Below are 16,315 nucleotides of genomic sequence, written 5' to 3'. Positions count from 1 at the left end.
ACCCGGTAAACACGCGTTATCGTTGACGAACATCGCGAGCAAGCTCGCTCCTACATTGTTCGACAATCTTTCCGGCATGCCCCTTGCTACATCCCTGACGAGGCAAAAAGGATGTTTGAAAACCTCCGCGAGCGACAGGCCAATGGTCCGGTGTTGCGAACCAACCCGATCATGGCCGGTCAATAACTGCACGTTCAATCAGGCGGTGACGCATCATGGACAACCCTTTTCAGCTCATTACCGATGCCTTTGCACCGGATTACCAGATCAACCTGAGCATTCAGGGGCTGGACGGCAGCATCATGCTGACCCTCTCCAACAGCGGCCGCGTCGTGGCCAAGCGAATGATCAGCGCCGAACAACGCAATGACCCCAAGCGCCTCAAACGCCTGGTGCAAAGTATTCAATTCGGCATCGCCATCGAGCAGGGTCACAGCGCAATGACCATCCTCGAAGCCATGACCGACAGCGACAATCGCACCCCGCCGCCGCCATCGACCAAAGCCCACCCGCGCCCCGCCATGCGGTTTTAAATCTCGCCCTTCTCCACTTCGGGATGCTCACTGGAACCCGCACCGGTCTTGCGTTGCGGGTGTTCGATCTTCACCGAAGGGAATTGCGACGAGGCGTAACGCACCACCAGAATCGCAAACGCCAGCAGCAGAATCCCGCCGCACAGGTAAATGATGCCCAGGTCCGGCGGATTGTGGTGCGAGACGTTGGAGATCAACAAACGCGTCAGCGCGGTGATCGCCACGTAGATCAGGAAACGCACCGGCATGTGATTGGTCTTGAAGTAAATCCCGACCATTGCGCCCAGTTCGAGGTAGATGAACAGCAGCAAGATGTCGTCGATCTTGATGTGCCCCGCTTCGATCATCCCCAGAAACTCCATCACCGCCGCCCAAGCGGTCACCGCACCGATGGCGAACAACGCCAGGTAGTGGAAGGTCTCGACGAACAGATTGCCCAGGGATTCGGCCAGTTGGTGCACGTTCTGCCGCAGGTTCTCGGCCCAGTTGATTTTCACGATGATTCTTCCTTAGCTCGGTTCGAGCGGATGATGCCGGTTGGACGTGACGGTTGTTCTGCATGCAGAAAAAAGGCCAGAGGTTGATGGTGAGATGGCGATAGGCTGCCAGTGGACACTTTTGTGGTGTCTGGACGGGCGCCTTCGCGGGCAAGCCTCGCTCCTACCTAGCGTTATTGCCCTGTAGGAGCGAGGCTTGCCCGCGAATGAAGCAACGCGGTCTACCTGACAAACGCTGATTTCGGTCTACATTAAAAAGCCACTACCCAAAGCGCAGGGATTCGCTTATCCTTTTCGCTGTATAAAAACACAGTGGTCGAAACAGACAACTATCGTGAAGGCATGTGAGGTGGTGAATGGCCGTCGAAGTGGTATACCGCAGCAGCCGAGATCTGGAGCGCTTGTTCATGGATAAAGCCGAAGCTGACCGTCATGACAAAATGCTCGAACTGGCCGAATTGCTGGCTGAAGTGTTGCAAAAAGCCGTTCCGTCCCTGACCGAGCAGCAAGTGGAAGAAGCCGGGATCTACATGGCGAAGAACCGCGATGTGTTCGCCAAGGCGTTCAAGAGCCAGCCGGATGCGTTGTCCGAGCTGCTGAGCGCGCCTGTTGAAGTCGCGGAACAGGTTGAAGTGACAGAAACAGCTGAGCCGACCAAGCCAGCCAAAGCCACTAAAACGCCGAAGTAAGCAACAGCCGAATTGAACAGGCCCTGAGTCGAATGACTCAGGGCCTTTTTCATGCCTGCGAAAAACGCGGCTCAAACCGTTCGCGGCGTTCGCTCGTCTGCAGCTGTCGAGCCTCCACGTACTGACGCACCCCATGGTGACTGCGGAGAAAGTCCCTGGATGACGTAGAGATACGTTTCTTGCGCAGCGTAGTCGAGCACGCTGATCAAACCGCCGACATAGCTACCGTTGTAAAGGAAACCATCAAAGTTATAGGTCACCGTGAAGGTGATCTGTGCCTCGGCACTTTTGCCCGAGGCCTCGATGATCGTGCCCGCCAACGTTGCTGGCGATACGGTGCTTCCCTCGTACGGGATCGGATCCTGGTAGAAATCCGGTAGCGCCAATGCGCCCGTCACCGAATCGGTGTCGAACGTCAACGTGCCGCTCTGCCAAACCTGCAACCCGTTCGGGTTGGCGCTCGCGTCGAACAGGCTGACGGAGAAGGTGTAAGAAGTGCTCATGATTTCACCCATGGCCGTTCAACGACGTTCAGCAGGTAGACCTCTTCACTGTCAGGCGTCAGTGAAAACAGGTAGCCATTGTTGAGGAAGTCCTCGTGATCGCTGACATCGATGGGCCAACCGGGGTACTGATTACCGTCGGCGTCCAGCACCCACATGAACTTGACGTTGTAGTCTGTCGGGGTGGCCGATTTGTAGACACCGCCGGCGACCTGCGTCCCGTCGTCAAACCGCGCCCATGCCATGACGACCGGCGAGCCAACACTGATTTCATCGGGCACCGGGGCATTGCCCTGCATGATCAGCGTCCACGCCTCTTTACCGCCGGCAGGCAGCATCATTCGCGCAACGTATTGCGGCGTCGGCGATCCTGCTGCCTGTCCCGTAACGGCGCCCTGACCAACGCCCGTGCCCTGCGCGACATTGAGGGTATAACCAAACGTGTTTTCACCGGGTTGCTGCACCGGGCCGGTGATGGTGCAGATCAGGCCATTTTGCTGGGCGACCTCCACGTAGGGGTCCCAGGAACCGGGCGTCGATCCCGAATTGATAACGCAGTTGATGGCCGGGTTTTCAGACTGGTAGAGGGTGAAGAAGACGTTGCCGTCGTTGTCCCATAAACCGGTGCTCACCGGACCTGCGGTGCCGGGGGTGAAAATAGTGATCTGCCCGCCGTAATTGGCGCCGTTATCGTCGCTGACAAACGACACGCCAATATCAAGGCTGGAGTTGATCGTGAAATTGCAGGTGAGAGAAGAACTGGAAGACATGATTCGCTCCTTGAAATCACGAAAAAGCAGTGCGCCAGTCATGATTGCCCCAGACGCTGGCAGGCCCTCATCAACCGGGCGGGTGGCGTTGCGCCATCCCGCTTGCAGCGTAGTCAGGTCTTTAGAATTTGCCAGCGAAGTGAAGGGCGCGGCGAGCCTTTACCGGTACAAGACTTTCTCCGCCAACTCGTCTGCCACCCGGGCGGGGGAACGTTTCTCAGCCTGGGCATGGGCGAACACTTCGGTCAGCCGTGAGCTGATTTTCGACAAGTGCGCGGTGATGGTCGTCAGCTCTTCGCCACGGTGTTTGAGCGACACGTAGATCAGCCCGCCGGCATTGATCACATAATCCGGCGCATAAAGAATGCCTCGCCGTTCCAGTTGATCCGCGACATCCAGATGAGTCAGTTGGTTATTCGCCGAACCGGCCACCGCCGAGCATCGCAGTTGCGTGACGGTATTGCTGTTGAGCACGCCGCCGAGGCCGCACGGCGCGAGAATGTCGCAAGGCGTGCTGAGCAACGCCTCGTTGGCTATCGGGTGAGCGCCGAGTTGCTCCATCGCCAATTGCACCTTGCCGTGATCGATGTCGCTGACCAGCAGTTCGGCACCGGCAGCGTGTAACTGCTCGGCCAAGGCATAACCGACATTGCCCAGGCCTTGAATGGCCACGCGCAGGCCTTCGAGGTTGTCGCTGCCCAGGCGGGCCATGGCGGTGGCACGAATGCCGGTGAATACGCCCATCGCCGCGTGAGGCGCCGGGTCGCCCGCCGAAGTGGTGCTGGTGACGTGCTGGGTCTGTTGGGCGATGCAATCCATGTCCGCCACGGAGGTACCGCTGTCGATGGCCGTGATGTAGCGCCCGTCGAGCTGATTGATGCAGCGCCCGAACGCTTCGAACAGCGCGGCTCGGTTTTCCACATGGACCGGTCGAACAATCACCGCCACGCCGCCACCCTGAGCCAGGCCGGCCAGTGCCGCCTTGTAACTCATGCCTTGAGCCAGGCGAATGGCATCCTCGACCGCGGACTCGTCGCTTGGATAGGCAAGGTAACGACACCCGCCCAGGGCAGGCCCCAGACGGCTGTTATGAATAGCAATGACCGCCTTCAACCCGGTAACCGAGTCGACGCTCAGATGCAGCGATTCAAGGCGAGTGCTTTGCATGAGAGCGAACATCGTAGGGGCTCCCGAATCACTTCTTGTAGTCGCCAGTATAGGCTTGCGCCCAAAATTTGCAGAAGCGCACCGGAATAAGCGGCGCCGCCATTCAGGCTTTCGGACATAACCTGCGCGGCACTGGACGAATGCCGCAGGGGAGGCTAAAACGAGGCATGTCCCGGAGATTTTGATGACGCCCCGCCAACGTTTTTTCGACTGCCTGCAACGATCACCGCCCGCGCTGTTCGAAGCGGCGCTGTGGATTGCCGTCGAGCACGATAAAGAGGTGGATCCGCAGGCGGTACTGGCAAATTTCAAGGAGCTGCAACAGCGCGTCAGTTACGGCTTGCCGATGTTGCCGGTGAGCGAGCTGGCCCAGCCGCTGTTGCGACGCCTGAATGATCTGGGATACGCCCAGGACGATTTCACGCCATTGCGACCGCAAGTGGCCTTGCTCGACAAAGTGCTGGAGCGCCGACGTGGCCAGCCATTGGCCCTGGGCCTGATTGCGCTGGAACTGGCCAGAGGCCTGGAAATCCCCCTGGTCGGGGTCAACTTCCCAGGGCATTTCCTGCTGCGGGTTCCGGGGGCCGATCACCTGCTGGACCCTTGCGGCGGTCGACGGTTGTACCCCAACGATTGCCGGGAACTGCTGCAACGCCAGTACGGCCCGAACATGAAACTCAGCGCCGAACATTTGCTGACGGCCGAGCCGGTGCAAATGCTCCAGCGGTTGTCACGCAACCTGCGCCAGTTGCACCTTTCCCACGATGACTACATTGGCGCGTTGATCGACGCCGAACGCGTACTGGAACTGGGCAACGCCAGCGCCTCCGATTACCTGGCCCGGGCCAGCCTTTACCAGCGACTGGACTGCCCGAACGCCGAGCGTTTCGATCTGGAGCATGCGCTGCTGCTCAGCGACGACCCTATCCAGCGGATCCGCCTGACCGAACGACTCGGCCACCTGCCCCCCAACTCCATCGTCCACTGAACCTGCAGGCGCCAGCTTGCTGGCGATTCAAACACCGCGGTCCCACAGGAACACCGCGTTATCGTTCTTCGCGAGCAAGCTTCGCTCCTACAGGGAATTGTGCGGCAATTGAACCTGTAGGAGCCGGCTTGCTGGCGATTCAAACGCCGCGGTCAGTCAGGAACACCGCGTTATCGTTCTTCGCGAGCAAGCTTCGCTCCTACAGGGAATTGTGCGGTATTTGAACCTGTAGGAGCCGGCTTGCTGGCGATTCAAACGCCGCGGTCAGTCAGGAACACCGCGTTAACGTTCTTCGCGAGCAAGCTTCGCTCCTACAGGGAATTGTGCGGTATTTGAACCTGTAGGAGCCGGCTTGCGGGCGATTGAGACGCCGCGGTCAGTCAGGAACACCGCGTCATCGTTCATCGCGAGCAAGCTTCGCTCCTACAGGGGGCGGTGTGATGTTTTCAAGGAGTGTCTGGCTGATTGGCCGGGTGCGCTTTCATGAACGCTGGATGCGTCGCCGCCAGCGTCGCCACTCGACGAATCCGTGGGTATGCCTCCAGCGAAATGTTGAAACGTTCAGCCGCGTACAGCTGCGGAATCAGGTACACATCCGCCAGCCCCGGTTCAGCGCCGAAGCAATAACCTTCATCACCAATCAACTGTTCCACCGTCGCCAGCCCTTGGCTGATCCAGTGCCCGATCCACTCGACCACCTGCGCTTCATCGTGGCCCAACTGCCGCAGCCTGTTGAGCACGCTGACGTTGTGCAGCGGATGCACGTCGCAGCCAATCACCGCCGCCACACCGCGCTCATGCGCGCGAGCGGCGAGGTCTTTGGACAGCAGCGGCACCTGTGGATAACGTTCCTCCAGGTACTCGATGATCGCCGGTGACTGAATCAGCAACTCGCCTTCGTCGGTGCGCAAGGCCGGCACCCGGCCTTGCGGATTGATCGCCAGGTACGGTGGCTGGCGATGCTCACCGCCCGGCGGCGCGATCAGGTTGATCGGCAACGCCTGGTAATCCAGGCCCTTCAACGCCAATGCGATACGCACCCGGTAAGACGAGGTCGAACGGTAGTAGGTATAGAGTTCCATGACCCGTTCCTCTTAACGCGCCGGCAGCACTTTGCCACGGCATTCGCCGAAACCGATGGAGGCAAAACCGTCGCGGCTGCAACGGGCACGCAGGATGATTTCGTCGCCGTCCTCAAGGAATTTACGCACTTCGCCGGAGGCCAGTTCGATCGGCTTTTTACCGCCCTCGGTGATTTCCAGCAGGCTGCCGAACTGACCGTTTTCCGGCCCCGACAAAGTGCCCGAGCCGAACAGATCGCCGGCCTGCAACTGGCAGCCGTTGACGCTGTGGTGCGCAACCATTTGCGCCACGGTCCAGTACATGTGTCGGGTGTTGCTCAGGGTCAGGCGATGGGCCGGCAGGTTCTGCTCGCGCATGCCTTCGGTCAGCAGCAGCACTTCCAGTTCGATGTCGAAGGCACCCGCGGCCTGGTCACGTTTGTCGAACAGGTAAGGCAGCGGCTGCGGATCGCCTTCCGGACGCGCCGGTTGCGCACGACGGAACGGCTCCAGCGCTTCGGCCGTCACCACCCATGGCGAGATGCTGGTAATGAAACTCTTCGACAGGAACGGCCCCAGAGGCTGGTATTCCCACGCCTGGATATCCCGCGCCGACCAGTCGTTGAGCAGGCAGAAACCGGCGATGTGATCGGCGGCGTCGCCGATGGCAATCGAGTCGCCCATGTCGTTGCCCTGGCCGATCCAGATGCCCAGTTCCAGTTCGTAATCCAGCCGTGCACACGGGCCGAAGGTCGGTTCGGTCTGACCGGCCGGCAGGGTCTGGCCTTTCGGACGGCGAACGTCGGTGCCGGACGGGCGAATGGTCGATGCGCGGCCGTGGTAACCGATCGGCACGTACTTGTAGTTCGGCAGCAGCGGGTTGTCGGGACGGAACAGTTTGCCGACGTTTTGCGCGTGCTCGATGCCGACGTAGAAGTCGGTGTAATCGTTGATTTTTGCTGGCAGGTGCATCTCGCAGTTCGCCGCCAGCGGCAGCAGTTTTGCACCTTGGGCTTCGATCTTGCCGTGCAGGGTGCTGCCTTCCTTGAACAGTTCGATCAAGCGCTCACGCAGGGCAACACGAGCCTCGCGGCCGAGTTCGAAAAACGCATTGAGCTGACCGCCACGGGTGGCTTCGACCGCCGCTTTTGCAGCGCCGTCGAACAGGCCGGCGTCGAGTGCCGCTTGCAGATCGAAGATGTGTTCGCCAATCGCCACGCCACTGCGCGGCGCAGAACCCTTCACGCTGAACACGCCCAGCGGCAGGTTTTGCAGGGGGAAGTCGACATGGCCGTTGGCGGAGGCAACCCAGCTACGAGTGATGGAAGTCTGAGTCATGGGTTATCTCCGGGTCGGGTCGAAAGTGGCGGGCAGCGTAGCCCAGCAGGCGTCGTAATGGGGTTGCAGCTGTGGGCAGTCGAGGGCGAAGCGACTTGGGCGCAGCACCTGGCTGGTCTCGAACATGAAGGCCATGGTGTTGTCGATTTTCGCGGGTGCGAGCGGCGCGTTGATTGCCTTGGTGCAGGTTTCGCCGTCCGGGCCGTGGGCGCTCATGCAGCTATGCAGCGACGCACCGCCGGGCACGAAGCCTTCGGCCTTGGCGTCGTACTCGCCCTTGATCAGGCCCATGAATTCGTTCATCAGGTTGCGGTGGAACCACGGTGGACGGAAGGTTTTTTCGGCGACCATCCAGCGTGGCGGGAAGATCACGAAGTCGAGATTGGCCAGGCCATGGACGCTGGTCGGCGATGTCAGGACGGTGAAAATCGAAGGATCCGGATGATCGAAGCTGACCGTGCCAATGGTGTTGAAACGGCGCAGGTCATATTTGTACGGCACGTTATTACCGTGCCAGGCGACCACGTTCAGCGGCGAATGATCGAGCTCGCAACCCCACAACTGGCCGAGGAATTTCTGCACCAGGGTGGTCGGTTGCTTGAGATTTTCGTAGTGCGCCACCGGGGTCAGGAAGTCCCGTGGATTGGCCAGACCGTTGCTGCCAATCGGTCCGAGGTCCGGCAGGCGCAATGGCGCGCCGTGGTTTTCCGCCATGTAGCCGCGCGCCTGCGGGTCGAGCAGTTCGACGCGAAATTTCAGACCACGCGGCAGCACGGCGATTTCCAGCGGCTCGAGTTCCAGCACGCCCAGTTCAGTGGCAATGCGCAGGCGGCCCAGTTCCGGCACCAGCAGCAGTTCGCCATCCGCATTGAAGAACACGCGCTCCATGGAGCGGTTGGCACGGTAATGGTAAATGCTGATTCCGGCCGGTTTTTCCGCCGCCGAATTGGCGGCCATGCTCACCAGCCCATCAATGAAATCGGTTGGCTCGGTCGGGATGTCCAACGGGCTCCAGCGCAGGCGATTGGGGGTCACTTCACCCAACGGTCCGCCGGCCAGTTGCCGATCCAGTTTGACGAACGCCGGGTGATTGGCCGACGGCTGAATGCGGTACATCCAGGTCCGCCGCGCTTCGGCGCGAACCATGGTGAACGCGGTGCCGGAGAACAGCTCAGTGTAGAGGCCGTATGGGGCTTTTTGCGGGGAGTTCTGGCCGACGGGCAGTGCGCCGGGCAACGCTTCACTGCTGAACTCATTGCCGAAACCGGACTGATAAGCCAGCGCGGGCGCCGTTGAATCGAGGTTCATGGAGCCTCCTGAACAGGGAGTAGGCAATGGCCTGTCGCTCTGTTGCAGAGGTCTCGGCACGCCTGGGTTATTTTTATCGTAATTCAATTACGCATAACGTAATTTGATTGGTATTGACCGTCAAGCTATAAAGACGCCCATTCGTCCCGGGATCAGACTGCCTCCATGGAAACGCCGCGCAACAACGACAAACAGAAAGTCCGCTCGGCCGAGGTCGGCACCGACATCCTCAAGGCACTGGCCGAGTTGTCGCCATCGACTTCACTGTCGCGCCTGGCCGAGCATGTGCAGATGCCGGCAAGCAAGGTTCACCGCTATCTACAGGCGTTGATCGCCAGCGGTTTTGCCGAACAGAACACCGCCACCAACCATTACGGCCTGGGCCGCGAAGCCCTGCGCGTGGGGTTGGCCGCACTTAACAGTATGGACGTGCTGAAAGTCGCCGCCCTGCCCTTGGCCGAACTGCGCGATGAATTGAATGAAACGTGTTTTTTGGCGGTGTGGGGCAATCAGGGCGCAACCGTGGTGCATATCGAACCGGCGGTGCGCGCGGTGACCGTGGTGACGCAATTGGGCTCTGTGTTGCCGTTGCTCAGTTCATCCACGGGATTGGTGTTTGGCGCTTATCTGCCCAAGCGTGAAACGGTGGATTTGCGCGAGCAGGAAGTGCTGGCAAGCAATTCCCATACGCTGGCGGACGATCAGGCTTATGTGACCTTGTGTGAGCAAATCCGCGAGCGCGGCCTGCACCATGTGCATGGTTTGTTGATGCCCGGCGTCGATGCGTTGTCGGCCCCGGTGTTCAACGCGGTGGGAAATGTGGTAGCCGTCATGACCATCGTTGGCCCGGCGTCACTGTTTCACGCCGACGAAAACGGCCCGGCGGCGCAGCGATTGCTGGCGGCGACGCGGGCCGTGAGTTGGCGAATGGGCTATGAGCCATCCGCATTCACTGGCTAACTAAGTTGTCAGCCTACTGCAGTGATTACTTGCTTCGGTAGGACTCGACCACAACACGACCTGCATTATTAAAATCGTTGACATCCAAACCGGCAACTCGATCAGCCTTATCAAAAGTCCACCGTTCGGAAAAGATACCTGCGTAAACATCATTGAAAGCCGGCAACTCATCCGCCTGCACTTTTTCCATGATAGCCCAACTCAAACTCTCGGAGTAATCAACTACCTGTTTGCCCTCATCGTTGACCACTACCGAATTCAGGTAGGTCTCATCGACATGAATGGCATACCCCATATGACAGAACACCTCAGCCAATTTCTTACTTACTTCTTCCAGCAATTTATTACTCACAAATAGCATCCTTACTAATAATGGAAGTCGGCCAAAACACATTCAAAAAATATAAACACTGATTGACGGGCCGACGCCAACTTTATAAACAAACCAATTAACTTAGTACACCCCGCAACTTGTATGCAGACGTAAACATACCGAACACTTCAAATAACAATCCCCAGAACTTTGGCTTTGGCCACAGCCTGAGTCCTTCGCTCTACACCCAACTTTCCATTGATCCGCCGCGCGTGGGTTTTAACGGTATGTAACGATATGAACAATTGATCAGCTATCTGTTGATTGGAGTTACCCAGGGCGACTAACTCAAGCACTTCTATTTCACGCTGACTCAAGCGGTTCTGGACCGAAGCCAGCGGTTCAGCAGGGTTACCCGACTCGGTACGCCCGATCGCCTCCGGCAAGCGTGGCTGACGCAATTGCAGATCGCGCAGGGCCTGTTGAAGATTGCAGCGCTCGACCAGCGCCAAACCTTCCTGCATCGCCTCGCGAGCGGCAGGCGTGTCGCCTGTCAGCCAGGCCACTTCTGCCAGCGCCAGGTGCAATTGCGCTTGCAGCCCCGCCATTCCCCGTTGACGCGCCCAGTGCAACTGAGCCTCGAGCTGCACCAGAGGGTTTTGCGCCTGCCCTCGATACACTTCGGTCAGCACCAGCAGGTATTCAAGGCCGGGAATCAGCTCCAGCGTCGCCGGCGGCGCCTGACGAGCATGGGCGCCGTGATAGTGGCGCAGCACCCGGGTCAGGGCTTCATGGGCCAAATCCGGACGGCCCTGCTGTAGCCAGAAATGGCAGCTGTATTGCAGCAGAACACTGCGGTAGACCGTGTCTGGAATCCGCCGCTGTTGCATCAATCGTTCGGCGTCACGCAGCAGGACAAACGCCTGGGCGTAGTCCTGGCGATTGGCGGCCAATTGCGCGAGGCCGAGGAAACCGTAAAGCACGCGTTTGTCCTGGCTGCGCAGGCAGATTTGCAGGCCGCTCTCGAAGTACGCGGCCGCCTGCGTCTCTCGTCCCTGACACAGGCTCAAGCGTCCGCGCTGCAAGGCAATCCGCCCCAGCAGCGGTTGGGCCAGCGGTTGCTGCTGGACGAGCAAGCCATGCATGTTGGCCAGCAGGGTTTCAGCCCGGCCGGACGCACCACGCTGCTCGAGCAATTGCGCATGATCGAGTTCCAGCAGCCCCTCGAACACCAACGAACCTTGCGCACGCGCCAGGCACAACGCCTCACGGTTGGTCGCCTGCGCCACGTCGAGTTCACCCCTGAGCAAGGCTTGCTGGGTCAGCGCGGACAGGCACATCAGCCGAGCCGTCCAGAGCGAGGGGTCGAGTTCGTCGAGTGCCTCAAGCAAATGCGCGCGCGAAGGCTCCATGCGCCCCTGCAAATGCAACAGCCAACCCTGCATCGCCTGCCAACGCGCCATCAGCTGCCGTTGATGCAACGCCGACGGCTGAGGGGCGAAGCGTGACAAATGCCCGATGCACTCGCCCGCCTGCTCGAACCGCCCGGCAAACAGCAACGCCGCGGTGATCAGCCCCACCAGTTGCGGCGAGCCAAGCATCAGCTCGTCGCCTTTGTGTTCATGCAGACGCAACAACAGCACCACGGTCTGCTCTTCGAACAGGTGCTCGAAACTGAAATGCTGCAACAGGCTGACCGCGACCTCGAACTCTTCGGCCAGCAAGGCTTGTTCAAACGCAGCTTTCCAGTCCAGTTCGGCGGCGAACCACTGACAAGCGCGGCGATGCCAGGAACGTCCCGCCGGCCATTGCTCTTCACGCATCAATTGCGTGAGGGGGGTGAAAATCTGCAGCCAGTCGGTCGAGTCCTGCCAGGGCTCGATGAAGCAGCCCAACGCCTGCAACGTGCTCAGGCATTGGGCGCCCTCGCCTGCACCGAACAGGTGGTCGCACAACCGCGCATTGAATCGCTGCAAATGGGCCAGCACCCGCCAGGCTTCCGCCAGCTCCGGGGTCAGCATGCCGAACAATTCGTGTTCGAGGTAATCGTGCAGGGTGTCCGGCCGACCGTGCAGCGACTCGTTGCGCGACCAGTCGCATTTTTGCAGCAGCGCTATCCGCACACCCGCGCACCAGCCACCGCTGAGTTCGATGATCCTGCCGGCACGTTTCGCTGCCTGCTCCGGCTCCAGGTGATGCAGCAGTCGGGCAATTTCCGTTTGAGTGAAGGCCAGCGTGGCGCGCTCGCAGTCGTACAGCTCATCGGCGAGCAACAAGCGTGGCCAATTGCATTGCGGGCGGCGGCGACCACTGAGCCACCAGGTAATCATCGGGCTGCTGATGGCCAGCAACCGGTCGAGCAGCAGGTCCAGCTCCGGGTTGGGCGTGCGGCAATAGTCATCGAGGCACAGCCAGGTCGGCGTCTGCCATTGAGCCAGCGATGACAGCAATGCGGATTCGTCTGCCGCGGCCAATCCCAACGCGTGGGCCAGCCGCTGCCGAAAATCGGCAGCCTCCATCGGCTCCCCCGCCAACGGCAACCAACAGACCCGGCACTGCTCCGGTGCCTGCAACAGGCATTCGATCAGCAGCGCACTCTTGCCACTGCCAGCCGGCGCACAGAGCAATTTCACGCGTGCGGTCGAGGCCAGCAACGGCTCGATCAGCCGCTCGCGAGACTGGTGATGGGAAGACAAACGGGGCAGAAGTCCAGGACGGTCCAGACACGGGGTCATGGCGGTCATAGTGGTGCGCCTTTTTATAATTGTGGCGCCACCCTAGCCCTCTCTACACGGCTTGTTGAAGAAGTATTCAACACACTTATCGACACCTATAAAAAAGGTGACCGCGAAGTCACCTTTTTCTGCAGAGCCTGTAGGAATGATTACCTCACCCCTGTACTCCGCAGCGCTGCTGGCGTGTAGTCACCTGCTTTGGCATCGATGCCGAATTCGAAGCTGTGCTTCTCCTCGTTCTTCATCCCCAGTGCGATGTAGCGACCGGCGATCAAGTCGTACAGCGCTTCAACGGTGTAGGCCGGAACCTGGTGATCGTAGTAGAACTGGGCATGACCTTCGGCCACACGCCACAGCTTACCGCGACCGTCATAGTGATCGGCCAGTGCCACCTGCCAGCTGTCTTCGTCGATGTACATGTGACGCTTGGCGTACACGTGCCGTTCGTTGGGCTTGACCGTGGCGACAACCTCCCAGACCCGGTGCAACTCGTAGCGTGTGAGGTCCTGATTGATATGCCCGGCCTTGATCACATCGGTGTACTTGAGGTTGGGCGAGTCGAGCTTGTAGCTGTTGTAAGGGATGTACATTTCCTTCTTGCCGATCAGCTTCCAGTCATAGCGATCCGGTGCGCCGGAAAACATGTCGAAGTTGTCGGTGGTGCGCAACCCGTCGGACGAGGTGCCGACGCCGTCATAGGCCACCTGCGGCGCACGCCGCACGCGACGCTGGCCGGCGTTGTAGATCCAGGCCTTGCGCGGTTCCTTGACCTGGTCGAGTGTCTCGTGAACCAGCAACACGTTGCCCGCCAACCGCGCCGGCGCCGTGACTTCCTGCTTGAAGTAGCTGAGCACGTTGTCGTCGCTGCCGGGTTTCAAGTCCCCCAGCAGCGAAGGCACGGCGACTTCATCCTTGAAGCGGATCACCGTGAAATCGCCATTGGACTGTGGCGTGGCCTGGGTGATGGTGCGACGCAAATTGCCGCCGTGATAACGGGTAACGTGGTTCCAGATCACCTCAACGCCGTTCTTCGGAATCGGAAACGCGTAGTAGCGATTGCCGGTGAAATTGGCCAGGCCATTGCCGTCGTTGATCGGCGTTACATTCAGCGCGCTGCGCTTGGCCGACTCGTAGATGTCCGCTGGCAAGGCCACTGTACGGTGGGTCGGATAGACCGGGATCTTGTAGGTCTCCGGGTAGCGTTTGAACATCGCGATCTGGCCGTCGGAGAGCTTGTCCTTGTACTTGTCGACGGTTGCCGCCGTGATGGTAAACAGCGGTTTTTCATTGGCGAACGGGTCGGCAAGGAACCCTTTGCTGTCCACCGCGCCCGCGTTTTTCGGGATGCCGCCGGTCCAGGCCGGAATCGAGCCATCGGCATTACCCGCCTTCTCGGCGCCCAACGGCGTCAGGCTGGTACCGAGTTTGTTGGCTTCGTCCGGCGACACCGCAGCCATTACATCGACGGCCAACAGGCTCAGGGCCAGAACGCTGCATTGCAGAATCATTTTGCGCATTGAAATCATCCTTCTCAGCCAGATCAGAAGTTCACGCCAAAGCTCAGCGCCAGGAAGTCGCGATCTTCCAGGGTGTTGTAGTCACCACCGAAGAAATCGGTGTAACTCAAGCTCGCGGTATAGGTGTTGCGATAGTCCGCATCGACGCCGACGCTGATGGCCTTGGCGCCTTCGTTGAACAGCCCGTTGGGGCCGTAACCGGCGACGTCATGGGACCACGACAGGTTGGGTTTGAAATTGATCCCGGCGATGACGTTGTTGTAATCAAGGATCGCGCGGGCGCGGTAGCCCCAGGACGTCGAGGTGACGAAACCGTCGGTATCACCGCGGAAACCGTACTGTCCGTAGACCGAATCGCGGCCGTAACGCAGCTTGCTTTTGTCTTCCAGCCCGCCGACGTGAACAACGGCCGCCTCACCCACCAGGGTCAGACGGTCCGCACCGGCGATCTGATCGATGAAGTGCGTCAGGGTGCTCTGGATCTGCGTCACTTCCTTGCGGCGATAGCCTTTGTTGTCCGCGCCTGGCCGGGTGGCGATTGGCGAAGCAGCGCCGCCGGCAATCGGGTTGAGCAAGGCCAGTGTCAGGTCGGTGCTGTTGACCTGTACCGGTGCGTTGGGGCGATAGCTGATCTCGCCGGTCCATGCGGTGCCGGTCGGCAAGGTGGTGGAGAAACTCGCACCGTAGAGGCGGATGTCTTCCGGGTATTCGAGGTAGTACTGGCCGCGACCGAGCATCACGCTCTGGGCCAGTGCCGAACCGGTGCCGGGTGCAACGGCATTGGCGGTAGCAACGATGGCCGGTATCCGCGCCAGCGTCCCCGCCCCGGCAGTGGTGGTGCCGACATTCGGCGTGCGGCTGTGGTAGTTCATGAAGTACAGACCGTACTCGGTGTCGTCGCCCAACCAGCGCAACGCCGTGCCCCACTGCCCGGAGTCGCGGGCGTCGCGGTCGCCGCCACGGGGAACGATCACCCCTTCCTTGCCGACCTGGAAGCCTTGGCCAAAAGCGGCAGCGATCGGTTGCAACGGTGCAATCGCCGGGCTGGCGACTGTGTATCCCGTGTTGCAGCCATCTGCCGCCACGTCCCCGCCGAAGAAGGTGCCGCAGTTGTCGAGAACGGTCTGGTCCCACTCCAGTTGATAGAAACCTTCCACGGTAAGTTTGTCGGTCAGGCCCTGAGAGGCGAACAGCATGTTCACCGGAATCAGGCCTTCCTTGATTTCCGCGCCAGGACGACGGAACGCTGAAACGTCGACCGGGTTGATGCTGTTGATCGAGTTGCCGATGAAGGTACTTTCGCCCCAACTGACCACCTGTTTACCCGCGCGCAGGGTGCCCGGCAGATCGGCGATGGAGTAGTTGTGATAGACGAACGCATCGAGGATCTGCGCGCCGGCAGACTTGGAACCTTCTTTGCGATTGTGATCGCTGATCGGCTTGAACTCGCGGTCTTCGTCCTTCAGTTCGAAGTCGTACCAATACTTGCCACGGACGAACACGCCGGTGTCGCCGTACTTCAGTTCGAGGTCGTGAATACCCTTGAAGATCTTGGAGTAGGTTTCGCCCTTCTTGAAGTTCAGACGCCCGTCGTCACCGGTCGACGCCTGGCCGGTCCCGCCGTTGACGATACCCACCAGCGATTTATCGGCATCGCGCATGCCCCAACTCGCGCCGACGGACAGCGAGGAGTCGAATGTCCCCTCGATTTCGCCAATATTGAATGAAACGGCCTGCGCCTGGGCACAGCAACCCAAGGCCACCGCAGCGGCCAGCGCCTGCGGTGTGAAGATGGCGCGCATTGTTGTTTTTGTCATGCGTCTTCCCCGGTGAGTGACAGAAGGCCACACCCTACTGCCGCAGGTCGGGAGCGATAAGCGCACCAAGGAGGTATTCGCTGTGTAGCTCTAAAGGATGAATGGCCTTGCGGCGCGGG

The 16,315-nt window shown here is 59.9% G+C and carries 14 protein-coding genes and 1 pseudogene; 4 read left to right on the top strand and 11 right to left on the bottom strand.

Annotated features, from left to right (window positions below; translation table 11 throughout):
- The first annotated feature begins 215 nt into the window (after positions 1-215).
- Positions 216-533 carry a DUF3509 domain-containing protein gene (locus IB245_RS12965; protein ID WP_008025323.1) on the top strand — a complete coding sequence of 106 codons (318 nt, stop codon included), beginning with the start codon at positions 216-218 and terminating at the stop codon, positions 531-533.
- On the opposite strand, the gene IB245_RS12960 is transcribed toward IB245_RS12965, so the two are convergent.
- Complete coding sequence (locus IB245_RS12960) at positions 530-1,030, bottom strand: phosphate-starvation-inducible protein PsiE (protein WP_008025322.1); 501 nt, start codon at positions 1,028-1,030, stop codon at positions 530-532. The two genes, IB245_RS12965 and IB245_RS12960, sit on opposite strands and share 4 nt — an antisense overlap.
- A 356-nt stretch (positions 1,031-1,386) precedes the next feature.
- On the opposite strand from IB245_RS12960, the pseudogene IB245_RS12955 reads away from it, so the two are divergent.
- Positions 1,387-1,626, top strand: a pseudogene (locus tag IB245_RS12955) (YebG family protein); the annotation flags it as partial.
- Between the two features lie 164 nt (positions 1,627-1,790).
- Here IB245_RS12955 and IB245_RS12950 read toward each other — a convergent pair.
- The 3 genes from IB245_RS12950 to IB245_RS12940 all read right to left on the bottom strand — a co-directional run bounded on the left by IB245_RS12950 (position 1,791) and on the right by IB245_RS12940 (position 4,171).
- A complete protein-coding gene (locus IB245_RS12950) occupies positions 1,791-2,222 on the bottom strand; it encodes a hypothetical protein (protein WP_192227758.1) in 432 nt (143 codons plus the stop codon).
- Positions 2,219-3,034 (bottom strand): hypothetical protein, encoded by an 816-nt coding sequence (locus IB245_RS12945; RefSeq protein ID WP_225609875.1) that lies wholly within the window; start codon positions 3,032-3,034, stop codon positions 2,219-2,221. The genes IB245_RS12950 and IB245_RS12945 overlap by 4 nt, the downstream gene beginning before the upstream one ends.
- 117 nt (positions 3,035-3,151) lie before the next feature.
- The gene (locus tag IB245_RS12940; RefSeq protein WP_008025318.1) at positions 3,152-4,171 is read right to left on the bottom strand and encodes a Glu/Leu/Phe/Val dehydrogenase family protein; all 1,020 of its coding nucleotides are present in this window, start codon (positions 4,169-4,171) and stop codon (positions 3,152-3,154) included.
- 172 nt (positions 4,172-4,343) lie between these two features.
- On the opposite strand from IB245_RS12940, the gene IB245_RS12935 reads away from it, so the two are divergent.
- On the top strand, positions 4,344-5,147 hold the full coding sequence (locus IB245_RS12935; protein WP_192227757.1) for a SirB1 family protein: 804 nt from the start codon (positions 4,344-4,346) through the stop codon (positions 5,145-5,147).
- A 446-nt stretch (positions 5,148-5,593) separates the two neighbouring features.
- Here IB245_RS12935 and maiA read toward each other — a convergent pair whose 3' ends face one another.
- The 3 genes from maiA to hmgA are packed head-to-tail and all read right to left on the bottom strand — an operon-like array spanning position 5,594 to position 8,854.
- Positions 5,594-6,229 (bottom strand): maleylacetoacetate isomerase, encoded by a 636-nt coding sequence (gene maiA / locus IB245_RS12930; protein ID WP_192227756.1) that lies wholly within the window; start codon positions 6,227-6,229, stop codon positions 5,594-5,596.
- 12 nt (positions 6,230-6,241) lie between these two features.
- Positions 6,242-7,546, bottom strand: a complete 1,305-nt coding sequence (gene fahA / locus IB245_RS12925; RefSeq protein ID WP_008027000.1) for a fumarylacetoacetase — start codon at positions 7,544-7,546, stop codon at positions 6,242-6,244.
- 3 nt (positions 7,547-7,549) lie between these two features.
- Complete coding sequence (hmgA, locus tag IB245_RS12920; RefSeq protein WP_192227755.1) at positions 7,550-8,854, bottom strand: homogentisate 1,2-dioxygenase; 1,305 nt, start codon at positions 8,852-8,854, stop codon at positions 7,550-7,552.
- A 165-nt stretch (positions 8,855-9,019) separates the two neighbouring features.
- Between hmgA and IB245_RS12915 the strand changes: the two genes are divergently transcribed.
- On the top strand, positions 9,020-9,814 hold the full coding sequence (locus tag IB245_RS12915) for an IclR family transcriptional regulator (RefSeq protein ID WP_008026998.1): 795 nt from the start codon (positions 9,020-9,022) through the stop codon (positions 9,812-9,814).
- 25 nt (positions 9,815-9,839) lie between these two features.
- Here IB245_RS12915 and IB245_RS12910 read toward each other — a convergent pair whose 3' ends face one another.
- From IB245_RS12910 to IB245_RS12895, 4 genes are all read right to left on the bottom strand, one after another.
- Positions 9,840-10,175: a hypothetical protein gene (locus IB245_RS12910; protein WP_225609874.1), complete on the bottom strand. Its 336-nt coding sequence runs from the start codon at positions 10,173-10,175 to the stop codon at positions 9,840-9,842.
- A gap of 140 nt (positions 10,176-10,315) precedes the next feature.
- Complete coding sequence (locus tag IB245_RS12905; RefSeq protein ID WP_192227753.1) at positions 10,316-12,871, bottom strand: LuxR C-terminal-related transcriptional regulator; 2,556 nt, start codon at positions 12,869-12,871, stop codon at positions 10,316-10,318.
- A gap of 140 nt (positions 12,872-13,011) precedes the next feature.
- Positions 13,012-14,379: a DUF1329 domain-containing protein gene (locus IB245_RS12900; RefSeq protein ID WP_192227752.1), complete on the bottom strand. Its 1,368-nt coding sequence runs from the start codon at positions 14,377-14,379 to the stop codon at positions 13,012-13,014.
- Positions 14,380-14,402: 23 nt separating this feature from the next.
- Complete coding sequence (locus IB245_RS12895; RefSeq protein WP_192227751.1) at positions 14,403-16,196, bottom strand: DUF1302 domain-containing protein; 1,794 nt, start codon at positions 16,194-16,196, stop codon at positions 14,403-14,405.
- Between the last annotated feature and the right edge of the window lie 119 nt (positions 16,197-16,315).

Source organism: Pseudomonas sp. PDM02 (genome assembly GCF_014852285.1).
Taxonomy (GTDB): domain Bacteria; phylum Pseudomonadota; class Gammaproteobacteria; order Pseudomonadales; family Pseudomonadaceae; genus Aquipseudomonas; species Aquipseudomonas migulae.
The sequence above is the reverse complement of the archived record's forward strand: the minus strand, read 5'-3'. Positions and strand labels throughout refer to the sequence as shown.

Bases quoted from the DNA above. Each gene is read 5' to 3' on its own strand.
- IB245_RS12965 (WP_008025323.1), top strand. From the start codon at position 216: ATGGACAACCCTTTTCAGCTCATTACCGATGCCTTTGCACCGGATTAC.
- IB245_RS12950 (WP_192227758.1), bottom strand. From the start codon at position 2,222: ATGAGCACTTCTTACACCTTCTCCGTCAGCCTGTTCGACGCGAGCGCC.
- IB245_RS12945 (WP_225609875.1), bottom strand. From the start codon at position 3,034: ATGACTGGCGCACTGCTTTTTCGTGATTTCAAGGAGCGAATCATGTCT.
- IB245_RS12940 (WP_008025318.1), bottom strand. From the start codon at position 4,171: ATGTTCGCTCTCATGCAAAGCACTCGCCTTGAATCGCTGCATCTGAGC.
- IB245_RS12935 (WP_192227757.1), top strand. From the start codon at position 4,344: ATGACGCCCCGCCAACGTTTTTTCGACTGCCTGCAACGATCACCGCCC.
- maiA (WP_192227756.1), bottom strand. From the start codon at position 6,229: ATGGAACTCTATACCTACTACCGTTCGACCTCGTCTTACCGGGTGCGT.
- fahA (WP_008027000.1), bottom strand. From the start codon at position 7,546: ATGACTCAGACTTCCATCACTCGTAGCTGGGTTGCCTCCGCCAACGGC.
- hmgA (WP_192227755.1), bottom strand. From the start codon at position 8,854: ATGAACCTCGATTCAACGGCGCCCGCGCTGGCTTATCAGTCCGGTTTC.
- IB245_RS12915 (WP_008026998.1), top strand. From the start codon at position 9,020: ATGGAAACGCCGCGCAACAACGACAAACAGAAAGTCCGCTCGGCCGAG.
- IB245_RS12910 (WP_225609874.1), bottom strand. From the start codon at position 10,175: ATGCTATTTGTGAGTAATAAATTGCTGGAAGAAGTAAGTAAGAAATTG.
- IB245_RS12905 (WP_192227753.1), bottom strand. From the start codon at position 12,871: ATGACCGCCATGACCCCGTGTCTGGACCGTCCTGGACTTCTGCCCCGT.
- IB245_RS12900 (WP_192227752.1), bottom strand. From the start codon at position 14,379: ATGCGCAAAATGATTCTGCAATGCAGCGTTCTGGCCCTGAGCCTGTTG.
- IB245_RS12895 (WP_192227751.1), bottom strand. From the start codon at position 16,196: ATGACAAAAACAACAATGCGCGCCATCTTCACACCGCAGGCGCTGGCC.